Below are 18,796 nucleotides of genomic sequence, written 5' to 3'. Positions count from 1 at the left end.
AATGTTAACTGATTCTGGTGGTGTACAAGAGGAAGCGCCGTCATTAGGTGTACCGGTTCTTGTTCTTCGTGATACAACGGAGCGCCCAGAAGGTATTGAAGCAGGTACATTGAAATTAGCAGGAACAGACGAAGAGACAATTTTTGGTCTTGCTGATGAATTGTTATCAGATAAAGAAGCTCATGATAAGATGTCAAAAGCATCTAATCCTTACGGTGATGGCCGTGCATCAGAGCGTATTGTAGAAGCAATTTTACAACACTTCAATAAGTAAATAAAAAAGAGCCAAATCATATGCGATTTGGCTCTTTTTATTATTAATCATTTCTTTACAATTGATATAGATTGAATTTCTTTATGCGTCTGATCTGAACGGGCTGCAATATAGTAACTTTTTGTTTCATAAAAGTAGTTTTTCTCTACATCATTACTTAAGCTTTCTTTTCCTAATAATTCATGTAACTTTGCAATCGACATTGAAATATCTTGGAATACAACCTCCACTACCTTATCTTGTGAAATGCCAAATTGAATATTGCCATCTTTAACAATCGTTTTTCCCATCATACTCGGTAATGGATTTAAAGGTTTAGGATAAGTTTCCTTTAACTCATTTATTGTTTTACCAAAATAAGTAGGAGCACTTTCCATATTCCCTCCATATACACGTTTTAACAACGCAGTTACATCCGCTAACTTGGCGTCCTCAATTATGTTATTATTCGATTTAAACGGTTCAATATACTTTGTATTTATCCATCCAATTTCACCATCTGATAGTTTTACTTGTATCCATTCAACATCTTTTTTCTCGCTTTTATTATTATCAGATATGGTAAAAATATCCCCGAAGTTTGCTACAGCTAATCGTTTACTGCTTGCATCTGCTTCTTCACGAATACTGATTTCATTACTGTTTACCATATACTTCGCTTCTTCTTTTTCCTTCTTTACCATTTGCTTATTTTCAGTCACATTCTTATTTGAAACAATTTTTTCAGTATATTTATTTTCATTGTTGAATGGTAGTAAATTTTTATAATACAAGCCTGTGGAAATTATACCTGCTAATAGAGCTATACAGACTCCTGTAATCAGACGACTCTTCCTTTTAAACTTCCGGCGTGTATTTTTCCCTTTTTTACGTTTTTTCTCGCTACTGGTTTGATTCCCTTGCAATAAGCCATGTTGAAATTGAGATATTTGTTCTTCTCTTAAGTTTTTTCTTTCCTCAACACTCATTTGATTATATTTCTTCAGAAATTCATTATAATGATCGACTATCTCTTTTATATCCCCGTATTCTTTTACTTGACCATAGTGAAGCCAAATTGCTTTTGTACAGAAACTTTTCACTTGAGAAAGCGAATGACTAATAAAGAAAATTGTTTTCCCTTGTTCTTTAAATTCATTCATCTTATCTAGGCACTTTTTCGTAAACGTTTGGTCACCAACAGAAAGTGCCTCATCTATCACTAAAATATCAGGATTAATATGAACTGATATCGCAAATCCTAGTCGGGATTTCATTCCACTTGAATAAGTTTTGACAGGTTGATACATAAACTTTCCAATATCAGCAAAGTCAATGATTTCAGGAATAATTTCCTTAATCTTCTCTTTTGTAATCCCCATCATTAAACCTTTTAATTCGATATTTTCAACCCCTGTTAATTGACCATTAAGCCCTGAAGAAATTGCTATCAATGCGGCTGAACCTTTAATATCCACTGTTCCTTTATTAGGCATCGTAACACCAGCAATTAAATTCGACAGTGTACTCTTACCAGAACCATTTAAACCTACAATTCCAACAATTTCCCCCTCTGGCACTTCAAAAGAAATATTATTCAAAGCATAATGATATTCTCCATCTTTGCTCCTAAAAAATAAATCCTTAAGCTTATCAAAGGGCTTGTTGTACAGCTTGTACTTTTTTGTAACATGTTCAAACTTAACTTTATAATTCATTGAATCATTCACCTTTTATAAGTAGTCAACAAACTGCTTGCGGAATCGAATATGAAGCATAGATCCAGCAAGAAACAATATGGTTACAGTTCCCCAAAAGTATAATGTGTACCATGATAAAACTATAGACGTATCATTATAAATTAGAGCTCCACGATATACTTCCACTATATAATATAGCGGATTGATCTTAATAATAAATAATAATAAACTCGACATATTTTCCTTAGGTTCCCAAAAAATAGGTGTTAAAAAGAACAACATACGTGTTACGGATTGAATTAATAATTGAATATCCCTTAACATAGTCGATAATGTCGATGTTAAAAAAGATAACGCTATTAAAAAGACAGTAGACGTAACTAATCCATACAATAATTCTAATATATTGATTGTACTAAACCCCAAATTAAAAATAACAATAACCAATGCAAATATAATTAAAATCAAATGTGTATATAATTGTGAGATTACCACATATGTAGGAATAATACTCAATGGAAAATTCATTTTAGATACAGTATTAAGCCTGCTATATATTGAATTAGCACTTTGAGTAATTGTTGTTCCTACAAAAAACCATGTAACTAACCCACAAACTAGCCAAACAAAGTAAGGAACGCCATGTACTGGCGCTCCTCCTCTAATCCCTAATCCAAACACTAACCAATACACACCAATTTGTGATAAAGGATTCAAAAACACCCATAATAATCCTAATAAATTACCTGCATAAGCTTGTTTTAATTCATATAATGATAATCTCCGGATTAAATATAGATTTTCATATTGTTCTTTAATAATGGTTTTTAACGATTTCATACCATCATCACATTTTTATTCAATGCCTCATATAAAGTACCAAAATTGATGATTTTCATTTCATCAGTTGACACTGCTTGTACACAATTACGTGTATCAAAAACAACAGTTTTCGCCATGTATGGTGCCAATGATTCATAATTCATTGTTTTAAATTCATCATGATCTGTTAATACAAGAATTAAATGGGCATCCTTAACAGCTTCTTCTGCAGAATGTAATTCAAAGAAATCAGATTCTACATGCGGATCATGCGCTGAAACTGTGATTCCTTCATTTCGGATTAAATCAATTACATCCATTGCTGGACTTTCACGCATATCATCTACGTTTCCTTTATACGTCACACCAAATGCTGCTACCTTTGGATTTTCAACACCTGCAAGCAATTCTTTTACTTTTTCAGTCACATAATGCGGCATAGAAACATTTGTTTCACGAGACAATTTTATAATATTTGCTAACTCAGGTGCTTTGGCAACAATAAAATACGGATCAACTGCTAAACAGTGTCCACCTACCCCAGGGCCTGGATAGTGTAAGTTTACACGTGGATGTTTATTAGCCATTTCAATTACATCTAATACATTGATATCTAGTGAATTACACACTTTTGTTAACTCATTTGCAAGCGCAATATTTACATCACGGAATGTATTTTCCATAAGCTTCGACATTTCTGCTGTTTTTGCATTTGTTTTAATAATTTCGCCTTCTACAAACACACCATAAACACGAGCACCCGCTTCTGCACAAGCAGGAGTTACGCCCCCCACAATACGATTATTGTGTACTAACTCATGTAAAATTTGTCCTGGAAGAACTCGCTCTGGGCAATGAACAAGGTAAATATCCTCTCCAACTTTAAATCCAGCTTCTTCCACTAAAGGTTTTACATAATCATCCATACTACGTGGTGCAATTGTAGACTCGACAATGATAACATTTCCTTTTTTTACAAATGGCAATACTTTTTCTGTAGCTGTTAAAACATATGATAAATCACAAGACTTATGTTCATCATCATGATTTGGTGTTGGAACAGAAATAATAAATGCATCTGCCTCTTCTGGCGTTAAAGATGCACGGAATTTTCCATTTGCAACTACCTCCTTTACAACTTCTCCAAGACCTGGTTCTTCAATATGAATTTCCCCATTATTCAGCTTATCTACTACTTTCTGATGAATGTCTACACCTACTACCTCTGTTCCGTATTTTGCAAACATTGCTGATGTCGGTAATCCGATATAACCTAGTCCCATTGTACAAATTTTCATAATTACTTTCCCCAATCTTATAAATATATTATTTTATTAATAGATTATTAAAAAACTAGTAATAACATCTTTAATTATACTTTACCAAATTTGAAAGTTTTTGTAATAATTCTATTGTACTGATCTTTAACAAAAACTTTAAACATATATTCACCTAAATCTTTTAATTCATAATATAGGTGTGATTTCATAGTATACATAAACTTATCAATTGTATGACCATCTTTATAAACGTAATATGCGTATTGTATATTACTTCCCGTGGCATCGCATGTCAAAATAATATTACTTCCTTCTATATACCTAATGTCAATCGAATGGATAATAGGTTCTTCAACGTTAGATAAAGAAGATTGTTTTTTATCTAGAATTTCTTCTACTTTATTTTGTAAATAAAGTGGAAAATGTACTTTTAAATCTGCATGAGTTAAATCTTCTTCTATTTCAAGTTGAACTTCATATCCATTTTCAACCAACATTTCATATAAAGGCATTACGTGGTTCAAATAGTGATGATCTTTTGTTCCCACTACAAGATTTATGCTAGGTGAAACTTCATTGGGCTGAGTTAATAACTGAAATACTAATTGATCCAGATAAAAGCAATCTGACTCTTCATCCCCACCTGCAATATACCTTGCTATATTTTTATGATTAGCTTGATTAATTAAAAAATGTCCAAGCTTACTCTGTGGTGCACCAGCTATAACATTTCCAAAATAGTATTTTAGTGCAAAGTAGACTGCTGCATATCCTCCTTTTGAGGATCCTATTGTAGTAACCTGTCCATGACAAATCTTATGTTTAGCCATAATATATTGAATTAACGAAGATACTGCAGTTTCAATAGCATGATCTCTCTTATTCCCTAAATAATAAGCACCCTGATCCCCAAAGTCATCTAAAATAAATAACTTATTAACATCTACGTCCTTTAAAGATCTCATATAGTTGAAAGCAAACTTATATTCCGGTGCCATAGCGGAAAAAACAACAAATAATTTATTTTTGTGTTTCGGATTCTTAGCTTCCTCAAAATGATACCTTAAACTACGTGTACTCATGAATGTTTTCTCTAAATTATAGGGAAGCAAATCGTCTCTACCTAATTTAAAATCCTTTAATCGAAATTCTGTTATACACTCTACATTAGAACCACTAATATCCACCTCAATTGTCGTGGTACCTCGTCTTTCCCCCATTTTTGGAAATACCCAACCACTCACCTGAGGCTTTGTTTGTTCACTTAATGCCCGTATACTAACGCCAGTAACTGTAGTTACTTCTATTTCCATTACTTTATGGTTGTTACGAAACAATTCAACAATACGATCCCTTACATGTACTATAATATCTGATGCAACATGCCATAATAACTTATATTCATGACGTTTATCAGATTTCACCAAATCCTTCACTACTATTTTTTCTTCGTCTTTCATGTAACTTACAGTACGACTATGTTCAACACCTGCATACCGTAGGTTAATTCCCGACGCTTCAACTTTGTCTTTGTTGATTTCATAATCTGATAAATAGACTTTTTCATACTGACGATCAGTTCTAGGTAAGCCCTTTCCATCAACAATCAGTGTATTATGAGCAAATGATGAATACGCATATTCAGTAAAAGGATCTTTATAATTATATCCATTAGGACCCGCTTCTGTAATAATTTCCCCATCGGAATAAATATATAAATTTAAATCATCACTATGTTTATGGTAATCTCCATGATAAGCAGCTGTAAATAAAACATAAGTAGCCTTCTCTTCTTTACTCCAATCATTTCTAAAGATTGCATATCCTGATTTAGGAAATACCTTATCATCTTCTGTAGGGGCCTTTCCCTTTTTCCCCTTAGTAACTGCATAAAGATACTGATCACTCTCATATAAATCCCAATAATTACTTTTCACTAAATTTGCTTCCGTATCACATATTGGTGGTAAAGAACCATCCGGACGAATAATATGTATGGCATATTCTTCTGTTTTTTTATAAATCTTATTAAAAATTAAACTTACATCCTTATCAAATTCCTTCATCCAGTTTGCTAACTTCTTGATATTAGAAGCTACTAATAAATGATAAGATGGTGAATGCTCCTTATGAACCCCTTCCTCAGTAAAGACCGTTTCAAAATAATCCTTTAAACGTGTTACAGCCAACTTTATATATTTTTCAAGAGAAGGATTTTCTCCTTTAAAATATGATGCATAAGTAAGTAGCGCCCTATCTTGAAACATACCATGATTTGTATTAGTAGAATGAAAAAAGTCCTCTGATAAAAGTTTTGCAGTGTCTTCCATACTTTTTTCTAACAATATAATTTCTTCCTCTGATAACACTTGACGTGTAAAGATGTAGAATCTTAACCAATACTGTAGACGCAGCGCTGTAGTTTCATCATGAAAAGCCATGGAATGTCGGTGATGTTCAAATGCGTGACTATTAATCCAATCTTTAATTAACTCTATAGATTTTTTTATATACTTCATATCACCAGTATCATTATACGCGGCTATTAAGCATCCTAAAAACGTATGACCGTGTATTAATCTTAAATATCCCCGTTCCCTCGGTTCATTCCAATTAATTAAATTAGAATATGAACTACTTCCGAATGGAGGAATCATATAAGTATTTTTTTCTATCATTAGGTTGGCAGCTTTTACATAATCTTTATTTCTATTTCCCGGCAAGACCGCAAGAATCGCTTGTACTTTTTCCACTGTCATACCTGTAGGAATATATAATTCCATTAAGAACAACTCCTCATTTTCATTAAAATAAGGCATGATTCATACTTTAATCATTAAATACATTCTATTATTTACTAAAAGCAACATCTTATCTAAAGATATTATAAATATGTTAAATGCATTATTATAAATATGCATTTAACATTCTTCTTTTTATCTTAATCTTGCTATTAATTCTTCCCAATCACCAAAAATCTTTTCAATATCAAAGCGATGCCTCACATAAGTTCTTACATCTATATCATTAGGCCCCATAACTTGATTTCTCTTCAATATGAAGGTTGCTGCCTCATCAACATTCTCGAAAATAAAATCTTCATCATAAATTGTATGACACCCTTCCCACCTTATAATTATAGGAAATGCACCAGAAGCCATTCCTTCAGCTGGAGCAAGATGGAAGCTTTCAAAATCACTAGTTGATAAAATATAGCCTATTTTTTGGAACCACGTATCCATGTCGTTTCCAAACCCATCAAAAATAATAGAATCACGCCATTTACTACTATTAATTCGCTTAAATACTTGTTCATAATATTTTTTTTCTTCTTCTTTTTTCCATAACCAAGGATAATGTGTTGGTAATTGCCCCTTAATGTGTAATGTATAACGAGAATCTTTTTCTTTTAGCTTCTCAAAAATATCAATTGCACGATCTAATCGTTTTCGAGATGGACAAATTCCTGTAATCCCCAAATTGAATTGAGTATCTTCGTACTTCTCTAAATCAAATTTCTTACAGTTCACAGCATTGTAAATCATGACCATATTATCACTTGGTATACCACAGTTATTTACAAATTCATCACGAATATATGGAGAAATTGCAATAATTGAATCAATAGCATCATAATTAAACTTTAAGTAGTGTTTAGTCTCTCTTTCCTGTAGGTGCATTCTTACAATTAACGTTTGGTCTTGTCTAACTCTATTAGAATACCAAACTGCATTACCTAATCCCCATTCACAAAAAATAACATCTGCCCAATTTAAACAGTTTGTACTGTGTGATTCGTCATTTACGCTATGTCCCTTCCATTGATCAATCTCTACTTCATAACGCGTTCTAGATGCAAAACGATCAATAAACATTTTGGCAAATTTCAAATCATGGCCAGCAAACACAAGCCTAATCCTTTTATTCTTTGCCTCCCAAAGAAACGGAGATATTCTCTCGTAAGTTTTGGCAAACGTAAAATCGGTACAAACCTTATATACCGTTTCAGCTGCACTTACATAAATATCATTATTAGTTAAAGACTGCGTAATACAAGAAACAAATTCTTCTTCACTATTTGCATAAAACGGATAATCAGAACCAAATAGTCTTTCATGCATAGGGGTACGATTTAAAATAACCGGTTTTCCCAATGCCCCATACTCTAATGCTTTTGTAGACAATTCTAAACTATCATTAAGACTATTGTTTCGCCATCCAATACCAATATCACTTTGCTGGATTAATTTTTGTACCTCTTCCCTAGTAACTCCACCAACCCAATCTACATTCTTATAAGTTTTCAATTTTTGAGTTACTTCTTCTTTAAAATTTGGATTTTCAGGATGAAGGTTAAATTTATCTCCAGCTACTACCAACTGAAATTCATGGTTAGTTCGCACAATCTTTGCGAAAGCTTCTAAAATCTCATCTGAATTCCAATCCTTAGCAAACTTCCCTGTATAAATTAAAGACTTTTTCCCAATAACAAAATTTGGTTTATTAGAATCCATGTTAGGAATCATTGGATTCAAAATAAAAAACTTTTCTCCAGACACATCTAATACTTCGTTTAAATATTCTTTCATTTCATGTGTTTGGCATATACAGTATCGCGAATTATGATAAATGGATTTTAAAGACTCTAATTGCTTTTCGTCAATCTTATCCTTATCATGTTGGAAATCTGTTATATACGAGTATATCTTTTTTGATAAGAATGGTATTTTAGAAAGTTTATACGCTAATTCAAATCCACGAACTAAAATCACATCATAATTATGCTGCTTCTCTTGCTCTTTAATTTTTTGAATAGCATCATCAACAAGTAGACGTTTTCTTTTATACCATCCTTCATTCCCTTTAGCACATGAGAAAGGGTCAATAAAATTAACCCTTTCCTTTTTTAATAAAGGCTTGACCAGCTTATTGTTAATAATAGGTCGCTTCTGAAGTATATCAATATCAATATTTTTATCCTCATGTAAAACTTGAGTTAATGAAACTAACCACATAGCTGATCCATCTATTAAATTTAAGTCTACATCACCATATAATAAAATTTTTAATCGTTCTGTCATTACTTTTAATCCTTTCAGTTATAGATTAAAGAATGTAGGAATAATATTTTTATAATTCAACTTCCTGAATATTCCCTAATACTGAATCACTAACATTTTTAACAAAATTATATTTATCGGCACTAAATAAACGAACTCCTATTTTGAATAAAAAGTCCATAGATTGTTTTTCTTCTAATAGTTCCATTCGCTTTTGATGTTCTAAATTTAAAATTACCTCCCGGCTAATTAAAGAAGCCGCTGGCTCTAAATCATGTACATAAGTATAAGTTTGTTCATCTTTACCAACCATCGATTCTACATTTTCACTATAATAAGTAGCTTTGCCGTTTACTTCAGCGTTAGAGTATTGAGCCGCAATAACCAAATCTCGAATGTAATTAGCACCATAAAAATTATTTGAACTAAATAAAGCATAATATTGTAATGAAGACTCTTCTTCTATAAAGCTTTCTACCTCATACTTTTTAATAGTTATAACATCTGCATATACCTTAATATTTACATCGGTTACTAAAATTAATTTTTTATGTTGATAATTTTGTCGTTGAAATTCACTATATACCTTTTCAGCTTCTTTATCTGTTTGAACGAAGGCTACTACGCCTACTGAATGATTGTCTCTCTCCTTAACATCAATCCCTATTTTATCAAGAATAAACCACAATCTCTCTTCATACGTATGTTTTTCATAAACCACACGTATTCCTTCTAATACGCGTTTATTATATTCAATTGAATTTTGAATTACTGAAACATATGTCTCTTCTAATTTTTCAAGTTCTTCATCCATTATGATTAATTCAGAACCAAAGATTTCATCGATTCCAACAGAATACGTACTTACAATCGGTGTGCCACATGCTAATCCTTCAAACACACGACGTGAAAACATAGTCGGTGACTCTTTTACAGAATTAACATTAAACATAAATTTATATCCTTTATACGCCTGATCAATTTGAGAATATGGTAAAGACGGCTTAACTGCTGATTGATATTGGATAGGGAATCGAAAATCTGGATTTTCATTATGATAATTTCGATCATAAATTGTAAAACCATGTTTCATTCCAACTTCAAATAGATCATCCATATCTTTACGACGTGCTTCATGACGATTACCGTAGTAAGAGCCTGCAAACACAGCTCCTTCTTGTCTCTCATTAATTAACTGAATTGGATTATGCAGATTTGGTTGAATAGAGAATGGTAGCGCATATACATTTTCATGCTTAACTACTTCTTTATATCTTGGAATCACATTTGCATCTGTAGTAAAAATATGATCAAACATAGAAGCTGTTTCAATAAACTTTTCAAAATGTATTGGATCTTCTTTATTCCAGAAAATCGTTGGTATTTTATTTTCTCTACACCAATTTATTAACTCTCTTAGTTCTGATTTATCCTGATTATTATATTTAGCAATTTTATATTGCCATGCTCCCCCATTTCCTTTCCATGCTGATTCAACAAATAATAAATGAGGTCGATTTATTGAAAATACTTCCTTCCAATTATCCTGTCTAAATGTAATGAGATCCACTTCATTTTTATAGCAATTCATTGTAAACTCATCAAAAATACAAGCTATTTTTAACTCTTTTAATGATTGTGGTGTCTCATACCCAACTAATTTTAAAAGGCTATTTGGGCTAAGAGTAAAAACTTCACTATCTATAGCTGAATTTACACCTTGCTTCACTGCATCTGCTATTTCTATCTCAATACATTTTGTAGGTAAGGTTCCCGTACCCTTTACAAAAAAGGATAGGGTCTCTTCTAAAATATCGTTATTTCTTAGGGACACTGCTTTAGTTTCGCCCAAACTTATCCTAATAGTTTGAATCCCTTCCTGTTCATTATGTACTAATAAATTCACATAACCTGTAAGCTTGTTATTTTCAGGTTGAGCTACTTTAATAATCAGGCTTTTGATTTCTTTCTTCTCTTGTTTTAATGGTAATTTGCGAAAAAGAAATGCTCCTTGCCCTGATGTATTAATTTTAGTTATATTTGCTTGACCTTTATGCTCACCGTGCATCGTTATCTTTTTAGTATCATAAACCCACTCTTTATCGCTTAGCGCATATATGTTTGCATCATTATATCTATCACTTTTAATTTCAAGAGGAATACCTGTTATAAAAACATTATCTATTTGCAAAGTACCAGTACCTTTTACAAATAAAACTATGCGAGCTTTTTCACATCCACTTGGAACCGTTAATTCCTTAGATTCATTCAATCTTATAGTCTCTCGTTTTAATACCCCTTCTTTTCCATAGAAAAAGATATATATAGAAGTATCTTGCAAACCTTTTTGATGTCCCTCTATATTTACATTTACAGATTGAATATTTTCAACTGTAAATGAAGACATTTCCGGAGCAGATGAGAATCCCTCTCCTTCATTATTATGAAGAATATAGACTCCTTTATCACCTGTTTTGACACTATATAATCCATTGTGTACCTTTTTTATTTGACCAGCCTTTTTAGAGTATGACCAACTTGAATTTGCTAAATCAAAGTCAACATAAAATCCTAAATCTTTAGCAACCTTTTCTCTAAGACTTATTAGCTGATTGATTTTTGTTGAAACACTCATCATTTACCCACCTTATTCTTCTTTTTCTTAAATGACCAGTACCATAAAGTTAATCTTCCTAATTTCGAGTTACTTAAGGACTTGTACCTTCTATCCAATACTTTTAATTCTTTCTCTTGTTTTTTTGAAAGTTTGTTTAACTCTTTATTTTCCTCTCGAACTTTCTGTAAATCGTCTACTGTATTCATATATTTTTCTACCAACTGTAAATAGTCGTAACGAAAAGCTTCATATTGATGTAATCTCTCATTTTCTTCTATCACTTCAGATGATAATTTGTAAAATTCACTCAGTAACTCTACAGAACTTTCTTCATTATCTACACTATTAGTTACTTTTTTAGGGTGAAACCTTTTTTTTGCCACAGCTATACCTCCATATTTAAATAAACAATTAGAAAATTCTATAATAAAATTAAAAAGATACTGTAAAAATTATATACAATTTATACATTTCAATCGCTATACTATCCCTAAAGAAAAACCGTTATTTTATTCAATTAGGCACAGAAAAATTTTATATAATTTCTTCATAAATTTTTATAAAATTCATTTTTTCTCTTTGCCAATTATATTTTTCCCTTGCATTTAAACAATTTACCATCATTTTTTCCCTATCGCCCTGATTATTTAATAAGTAGTTTACCCCATCCGCAATTGAAACTGGATCATGCGAGTCAACACAAACCCCTATGTTTTCTTTTTCAACTACACCTTGAATTTCAGGAAAACTACATGCAACTACAGGTACACCACTCATCATATATTCAAATAATTTATTAGAAGAAGCAGAATAATGATTAAAACAAACATTATTTAATACTTGAAATCCTAAATAGGCATTCTTTGTATAATGAATTAAATCCTGTACTGGCACTTTTGGTATAAACTTTACTCGCTCTTCTAATTTCATATCTTTTACCATTTGTTGTAATTCAGGCTTGATTCGGCCATCTCCAATGAATACCACTACACCCCGTTTAAATAAAGGAACTGCTTGTACCAATTTATCAAGACCACGTCCAATTTGAATTCCACCTTGATATAAAAGGATTGGTTCATCTCGTGAAACATTTAATATTCCATGTAAATCAATTGATTTACTCAGTTCCGGACGCGAAACAAATGGATAATTATGAATGACTTTTGGATAAAAACCATATAATTCTTCTGTATACTTTGCTCTTGTATGATTTTCCATAATCATTACATCACAAAATTTAATAAAAAACTTCTCCATAATCCCATAAATATTACTGTTATATCCTGTCCTGCTCGTCTGTACTTCATGAGAATCGTAAATTAATTTTTTCCTTCTCAATATTTTCGCACATATAAATCCTTGTGGTAATGTATTTAAATCGTTCGAGTGATATATATCGTACTTCTTTTTTAATCCTGCTCGAACCATCCTAAACAAAATTGCTCCTCTCACAAATAAAGTAGCAACCTTTCTCTGCGAAAATAATAAAGCTAGTAATAGCAAACTAACTGTTATCATAGGGAACTTCCAAATTCCTAATGCCAATAATAGACCAAGTACAGTCATTGTAGCGATATTTTTCATCGCCACCCTTTTGACGCGTTTAGCCACCCCAAATATTTTCTGTAATATCGGTACTCTATTCTTCACACGAGTTACTGTAAAGCCCTCTTGACGCTTTTCCCATAAAGGAAGATCCTCTTGTTTCCAATCGTGAATACAAATTAAATCAACCTCATACCCAGATTCCGCCAAGGCTGTACATTCTCTTAATACACGTGCATCATTTGTGAAGTGATTCCATACAAACATGCACACTTTCTTCTGTGACATCTCTTTCCTCCAATATTTTCAATAAAGTTTCAATATTTGTTTTCCAGCGTAATGTTCGAAATGCATATTGATATCCATTCTCACCTAGTCGATTTCGTAACTGCTTATCCTGTGCTAACTTGATAATGTAATCGCTTAGTTCAGCAACCGTTCTATCTTCAGTAACAAAACCACACTGAGCTTCTTCAACAACCTCTTTTGCATAACCAGCAACATCTGCAACAATCGGTTTTCTCATACTCATATAATCCATTACTTTCCCCGGGAGAACTTTTTTAAATACATCTTTTTCCACTAAACTCACATATGCTATATCTGCATTAACAATTTCAGCGAGAGTATCTTCACGATTTTTGGGCTCAATCAATTGCATATTTGGAAGTTGCTTTGCTTCGATACTCTCTCCAAGCTCTCTCTTTTGATAACCATATCCAATAATCTTAAATGAAATATTCTTATACTCTTTCAAATACTCTGCAATCAAAATTAATTTTTCTATATCTTGCGCTAATCCTATATTCCCTGTATAAATCACAGTTACTTTATCACTGTCGTTCCTCTTCGGAACAATAGATAATTCTTTTTCCGTTAAAGAATTAGGCATAAATGAAATGCGATTAGGGGCAATACCTGTAGAGGAGATATAAGAATAAAAACCTTTACTATTAATAATAATGTTATCAGCCGCATGATATATTTTATACTCTAATTTATAAGCAAATTTTAATATCCACTTTTTATTAAAAAAACCTATGCCTATTAAGGATTCCGGCCATAAATCCCTTACATCTACAATTAATTTCGCCTTCATTTTTCGTTTCGCAAACATCCCTGCTACAGGGATAAAGATGGATGGTGTGGAAACAAATATATAATCATATTTCTCTTTATCCTTACAAATTGCCAAAATCAACCTAACAGCAACCTCTATGTACAGCATCAACCTTCGAAAAAGGTTTCTTGTATATTTTCGTGTTTTTGGATGGATACGTACTATATCTTTTTCTATATTTTCATCATACCAATAACTCGAATCTTTGTATAAATTACGATTTGGATAACTAGGATCAGAAGTTAATATCTTGACATCATAACCTCGTTCATTTAATTCCAAGTATATATTTTTCATCCTATTAGAAGCACTACCAATTTCCGGATAAAAATTTTGTGTTACCATTAAAATTTTTTTCATACTAAATTAATCTCCGCTCACTTATGATGTTAGTATTACTTAAACAATCATTGTTATTTAAATCTTAAAATCAAATATTATCAAAAAAAATCTAAATGTAAGATTTACACATATCTAAGAATACTATGAAACATTCATGAGTTAAATACCTTTCCTAAAATCCATAAATCCACATTTAATAATAATATTAGAATTCACCTGAAAAAAAATTTATATATAGGAATTATATAAAACAACAAAAATACCCATGCAAAATGAAATACACTCTCATGTTTTGCATAGGTACTTTTTAATTTTATTTTAGTGCACGACGTGGTAATTTATCAATATTCTCTAACATAATACCTGTACCAACCGCAACACATTGCATTGGGTTTTCAGCAATTAATACTGGTACTTTTAGTTCTTCTGCTAGAAGCATGTCGATACCGTGTAGTAAAGCTCCACCGCCTGTTAGAATAACACCGCGGTCGATGATGTCCGCAGATAGTTCTGGTGGCGTGCGCTCTAGTACGCCTTTTGCAGCTTGTACAATGATAGCCGCGTCTTCTTTTAGTGCTTCTGTAATTTCTTCAGAGCATACTGTAATTGTACGTGGTAAGCCTGTTACCATGTCACGTCCGCGAATTTCAAGCTCTTCGCTACGCGCACCTGGGAATACTGTACCAACTTTAATTTTAATATTTTCTGAAGTACGTTCTCCAATTAACAGCTTATACTTACGTTTAACGTAGTTTAAGATCTCCATATCAAACTTATCGCCAGCCATTTTGATAGAGGAAGAGGTAACAATATCACCCATAGATAGTACAGCGATATCTGTTGTACCTCCACCAATATCAACAACCATGTTACCGCTTGGTTGGAAGATTTCCATACCAGCACCAACTGCGGCTACTTTTGGTTCTTCTTCTAAAAATACTGTTTTACCACCTGAACGTTCAGCAGCCTCACGAATTGCCTTTTGTTCTACTGATGTGATATTTGTTGGACAACAAATTAAAATACGAGGTTTTGAAAAGAAGCTCTTTACGTCCAATTTGTTAATGAAATACTTTAACATTGCTTCTGTAATTTCGAAATCTGCAATTACACCATCTTTAAGTGGACGAATTGCTACAATATTACCAGGCGTACGTCCCACCATACTTCTTGCTTCTTCACCTACTGCTAATACTTTACCTGTGTTACGATCAATTGCAACAACAGATGGCTCATTTAATACAATACCCTTACCTTTAACATGGATTAATACGTTAGCCGTACCTAGGTCAATTCCGATATCTCGCGCAAACATTCCCGTTTTTTCCTCCTCGATATTCAAAATCAGGTTACACCCGAATTCTTTTACACCTAATTTCTGATTTTATCATAAATTTAACAGAAACGTAATATTCGCAAAAAGAATTCTTCTGAAAAATATTACCGAATTGAAACGGAATGTTTGCGATCGCATATTTATTGACGTACCGGCTTTTCTACATCTTCTTTTCTATACTTTTGTTTTGTTGCTTCTCCGCCTCTTAAATGACGAATAGACTTATGATAATCAAGAATTTCTTTCACTTCATTTGCGAGCTCTGGATTAATTTCTGGTAGACGTTCCGTTAAATCTTTATGGACTGTACTCTTTGATACCCCAAATTCCTTTGCAATGACACGCACTGTCTTTCTTGTCTCCACGATATACTTACCAATCTTGATAGTTCTCTCTTTGATGTAATCGTGCACACCACTCGCCTCCCTAAATTGGATGTGAGAAGTGTGAAATGAGCCTCGCTGCATACGACTAAGAAGTAAGTGTGAGTGCTGTTTGTAAGCGTTAAACATTCTTGGATTTATAATGAAATGATTCACGATTTCTCACCTCAAACACTCTCTTTGCTTTGGTTTATACCATTGTATTGCCCGCACTACTGATATATGCTACATGTTCACTTTTTTTGCGGACTAAATAAAAAGATTTAGTGCTTATGGTAAAAAATCATCATCTCAATACTTTAACACTCTTTATTTTAAACCATGCGTTCTAACGCATATTACTATTTAGACAAACAAAAAAGAATACCCAAAATGTTAATGGGTATTCCTTTTTATTTGTCTAAAGCCTATGAATAAAATATAATTACTTTTCTATTGTCACTTCGTTTGTATACACAGAATCTATCTTCTTATTCGCATCTTTAGCATACGCTTTAACTTTGTATTTACCTGGTTCTTTTACTTCATACTTTAAGGAGTTCTCAGGTTTATACCAAATTTTTTCTACTATTTCTTCTCCTTTATAAATGTAATATGCATACGTTAGCTTTTCTCCTGTTGCTTTTACATCTACCATCAAGTTTTTTCCATTAACCGTATTAATCTTAACCTCATCGATTTTTACAGGCGCAGTTTTTTTATGTTGCTCTACTTTTTCCTTTGGGCTCTCTTTAGCTACTTCTTTGTTACAACCAGAAATTAATACTGTTGCAGCGAATAATGGTACAAACACTTTCTTAAACATTTACTTCCTCCTCAAATTCATTACAAGTTACACAGTTTTTTTCTAACAAGTAAGAATTATATCATCTTTTCATCAACAGTTCTTACTATGAAATTGATTTCTCTAACATATAAGTATAAATCATAAAAAAATGACACCTTATATATAAGGTGTCATTCTTCTCGTTCCAATTCTTCTTCTAACAATTGATGGTGGGGAACCTCTTTCTTACCGGCAATATAATAATATAAAGTGAATAAAACAAACAATAAAATAATAGCAGTCGACAGAACAAACAAAAATGACACAGTATCCCCTCCCTTTTGTAATATATATTCGAGAATCTCGTCATTTTTCCTTGTTATTGCAATTTTTTTCTCGAAATTGAGTATTTTTATATAAAGTGAAACTTTAATCAGTGGGTGCCATTTCCCACTGATTATTAGTTGAACCAATCGGACTTTTACGGGCAGTTGATCCCAGGCCTAACTTCTTAACTTTCACTGAATTTTGAAGTAGGGGTCTTACTGCCCGTTAATGCGGGGTAAAAGTAAAAAAATCAGCTCTCCTAGTGAGAACTGATTTTTCCACTTTTTTATTCTTGTGAAGAAGAACTGTTAGATGATTCTGTAGAACCATTTGTTGATTTTTCTTCTTTCTTCGGTTCTTCTTTTTTGTCACTAGTCGAACCGCTCGTTGATTTCTCTTCTTTTTGAGACTTATCTTCTGTTTTATTTTCTGGTTTCGTGCTCGTTGACTTTTCTTCTTTTTGAGATTTGTCTTCAGCTTTTTTACCAGAAGCGTTCGTTGCTTTTGCAGCGCCTGCTTCAGCTTTAATTTCTGCTACTGATTTATTTAAGTAGCGCTCAGGGTTCACAGCCACATTGTCTTTACGTACTTCAAAGTGAACGTGAGAACCTGCTTCTTTATTCATTGCACTTAGACCGGATTTTCCTAATACTTCACCTTGTGCAACTCGTGCACCTTTTTCTACTTTTACACTGCCTAAGCTTTGATAAGAAGCTGCTACACCATTTCCGCTATCAACTGTTACAACATAACCAAGAAGTGAATCTTTTTCAGCTTTCGTTACTGTACCGCTTAAAGCAGCTGCTACATTAAATTCTTTTCCATTCTTCGCAGCAATGTCGATTCCTTTATTTGGGGAATATGTGTTGTTATAAAAGACAAGTGCTTTTTCTTGTTCCGCCTCAGTTGCTGCATCTTCATAGAACTTCTTCTGTACGACTACTTCCGCATTAGCGGCAGCTGGCATTTTCACTACTTCTGAAGATTTCGTTACTGGTACTGCTGGATCTTCCGATTGTGTATACGGTGTTGCTTGATCTTGGTTCGGAGTCTTCTTCGGATTAGCTCCTTGGAACCATAGCGCAACCATTAAGATTACCGCTGCACAAGCAATGTACAGTGCCGGAAACACCCATCTTTTTTGAAATAAATGTACTACCTTTTGCGACTTTTTATTATTTCTTCCTCGCATTCCATCATCACCTCAGCAATCATTTTGAACAATATTCACGTATCCTATACAAC

Annotated in this window: 15 protein-coding genes; 1 reads left to right on the top strand and 14 read right to left on the bottom strand. The window is 32.7% G+C overall.

All coding sequences use genetic code 11. The features are described 5' to 3' along the window. The coding region (locus ACXVYO_RS02085) for a UDP-N-acetylglucosamine 2-epimerase (RefSeq protein ID WP_176541828.1) at window positions 1-274 on the top strand (274 nt) is incomplete at its 5' end. Between the two features lie 47 nt (window positions 275-321). Here the strand turns inward: ACXVYO_RS02085 and tagH are convergent. The 14 genes from tagH to ACXVYO_RS02015 all read right to left on the bottom strand — a co-directional run bounded on the left by tagH (window position 322) and on the right by ACXVYO_RS02015 (window position 18,743). After that, window positions 322-1,971: a teichoic acids export ABC transporter ATP-binding subunit TagH gene (tagH, locus tag ACXVYO_RS02080; RefSeq protein ID WP_458465905.1), complete on the bottom strand. Its 1,650-nt coding sequence runs from the start codon at window positions 1,969-1,971 to the stop codon at window positions 322-324. A gap of 15 nt (window positions 1,972-1,986) precedes the next feature. Continuing rightward, window positions 1,987-2,793: an ABC transporter permease gene (locus ACXVYO_RS02075; RefSeq protein WP_458465904.1), complete on the bottom strand. Its 807-nt coding sequence runs from the start codon at window positions 2,791-2,793 to the stop codon at window positions 1,987-1,989. Beyond that, on the bottom strand, window positions 2,790-4,073 hold the full coding sequence (locus ACXVYO_RS02070) for a nucleotide sugar dehydrogenase (RefSeq protein ID WP_088093295.1): 1,284 nt from the start codon (window positions 4,071-4,073) through the stop codon (window positions 2,790-2,792). Before ACXVYO_RS02070 ends, ACXVYO_RS02075 begins: the two co-directional genes overlap by 4 nt. A gap of 74 nt (window positions 4,074-4,147) precedes the next feature. Beyond that, on the bottom strand, window positions 4,148-6,838 hold the full coding sequence (locus ACXVYO_RS02065) for a heparinase II/III domain-containing protein (RefSeq protein ID WP_458465903.1): 2,691 nt from the start codon (window positions 6,836-6,838) through the stop codon (window positions 4,148-4,150). A 153-nt stretch (window positions 6,839-6,991) separates the two neighbouring features. Further along, a complete protein-coding gene (locus ACXVYO_RS02060) occupies window positions 6,992-8,644 on the bottom strand; it encodes a glycosyltransferase (RefSeq protein WP_458465907.1) in 1,653 nt (550 codons plus the stop codon). A gap of 541 nt (window positions 8,645-9,185) precedes the next feature. Continuing rightward, window positions 9,186-11,750 (bottom strand): CgeB family protein, encoded by a 2,565-nt coding sequence (locus ACXVYO_RS02055; RefSeq protein ID WP_458465902.1) that lies wholly within the window; start codon window positions 11,748-11,750, stop codon window positions 9,186-9,188. Further along, complete coding sequence (locus ACXVYO_RS02050) at window positions 11,750-12,115, bottom strand: hypothetical protein (RefSeq protein WP_240687584.1); 366 nt, start codon at window positions 12,113-12,115, stop codon at window positions 11,750-11,752. The genes ACXVYO_RS02055 and ACXVYO_RS02050 overlap by 1 nt, the downstream gene beginning before the upstream one ends. 151 nt (window positions 12,116-12,266) lie before the next feature. Beyond that, window positions 12,267-13,565: a glycosyltransferase gene (locus ACXVYO_RS02045; protein WP_458465901.1), complete on the bottom strand. Its 1,299-nt coding sequence runs from the start codon at window positions 13,563-13,565 to the stop codon at window positions 12,267-12,269. Further along, complete coding sequence (locus ACXVYO_RS02040; protein ID WP_458465900.1) at window positions 13,516-14,757, bottom strand: glycosyltransferase family 4 protein; 1,242 nt, start codon at window positions 14,755-14,757, stop codon at window positions 13,516-13,518. Before ACXVYO_RS02040 ends, ACXVYO_RS02045 begins: the two co-directional genes overlap by 50 nt. Window positions 14,758-15,052: 295 nt before the next feature. Beyond that, window positions 15,053-16,054, bottom strand: coding sequence for a rod shape-determining protein (gene mreB, locus ACXVYO_RS02035; RefSeq protein WP_000457991.1), 1,002 nt, complete (start codon window positions 16,052-16,054; stop codon window positions 15,053-15,055). Between the two features lie 161 nt (window positions 16,055-16,215). Further along, window positions 16,216-16,488: a sporulation transcriptional regulator SpoIIID gene (gene spoIIID, locus ACXVYO_RS02030; RefSeq protein WP_000544012.1), complete on the bottom strand. Its 273-nt coding sequence runs from the start codon at window positions 16,486-16,488 to the stop codon at window positions 16,216-16,218. Window positions 16,489-16,882: 394 nt separating this feature from the next. Further along, window positions 16,883-17,263, bottom strand: coding sequence for a triple tyrosine motif-containing protein (locus ACXVYO_RS02025; protein WP_098239249.1), 381 nt, complete (start codon window positions 17,261-17,263; stop codon window positions 16,883-16,885). 152 nt (window positions 17,264-17,415) lie between these two features. Then, a complete protein-coding gene (locus ACXVYO_RS02020; protein ID WP_000008903.1) occupies window positions 17,416-17,550 on the bottom strand; it encodes a hypothetical protein in 135 nt (44 codons plus the stop codon). 287 nt (window positions 17,551-17,837) lie between these two features. Then, window positions 17,838-18,743, bottom strand: coding sequence for a peptidoglycan DD-metalloendopeptidase family protein (locus ACXVYO_RS02015; RefSeq protein WP_458465899.1), 906 nt, complete (start codon window positions 18,741-18,743; stop codon window positions 17,838-17,840). Window positions 18,744-18,796: the final 53 nt, after the last annotated feature.

It is taken from the genome of Bacillus sp. BC08, assembly GCF_054326875.1.
This window is presented reverse-complemented; position numbering and strand designations above follow the sequence as displayed.

Bases quoted from the DNA above. Each gene is read 5' to 3' on its own strand.
- tagH (WP_458465905.1), bottom strand. From the start codon at position 1,971: ATGAATTATAAAGTTAAGTTTGAACATGTTACAAAAAAGTACAAGCTG.
- ACXVYO_RS02075 (WP_458465904.1), bottom strand. From the start codon at position 2,793: ATGAAATCGTTAAAAACCATTATTAAAGAACAATATGAAAATCTATAT.
- ACXVYO_RS02070 (WP_088093295.1), bottom strand. From the start codon at position 4,073: ATGAAAATTTGTACAATGGGACTAGGTTATATCGGATTACCGACATCA.
- ACXVYO_RS02065 (WP_458465903.1), bottom strand. From the start codon at position 6,838: ATGGAATTATATATTCCTACAGGTATGACAGTGGAAAAAGTACAAGCG.
- ACXVYO_RS02060 (WP_458465907.1), bottom strand. From the start codon at position 8,644: ATGAAAGAATATTTAAACGAAGTATTAGATGTGTCTGGAGAAAAGTTT.
- ACXVYO_RS02055 (WP_458465902.1), bottom strand. From the start codon at position 11,750: ATGAGTGTTTCAACAAAAATCAATCAGCTAATAAGTCTTAGAGAAAAG.
- ACXVYO_RS02045 (WP_458465901.1), bottom strand. From the start codon at position 13,565: ATGTCACAGAAGAAAGTGTGCATGTTTGTATGGAATCACTTCACAAAT.
- ACXVYO_RS02040 (WP_458465900.1), bottom strand. From the start codon at position 14,757: ATGAAAAAAATTTTAATGGTAACACAAAATTTTTATCCGGAAATTGGT.
- mreB (WP_000457991.1), bottom strand. From the start codon at position 16,054: ATGTTTGCGCGAGATATCGGAATTGACCTAGGTACGGCTAACGTATTA.
- ACXVYO_RS02025 (WP_098239249.1), bottom strand. From the start codon at position 17,263: ATGTTTAAGAAAGTGTTTGTACCATTATTCGCTGCAACAGTATTAATT.
- ACXVYO_RS02015 (WP_458465899.1), bottom strand. From the start codon at position 18,743: ATGCGAGGAAGAAATAATAAAAAGTCGCAAAAGGTAGTACATTTATTT.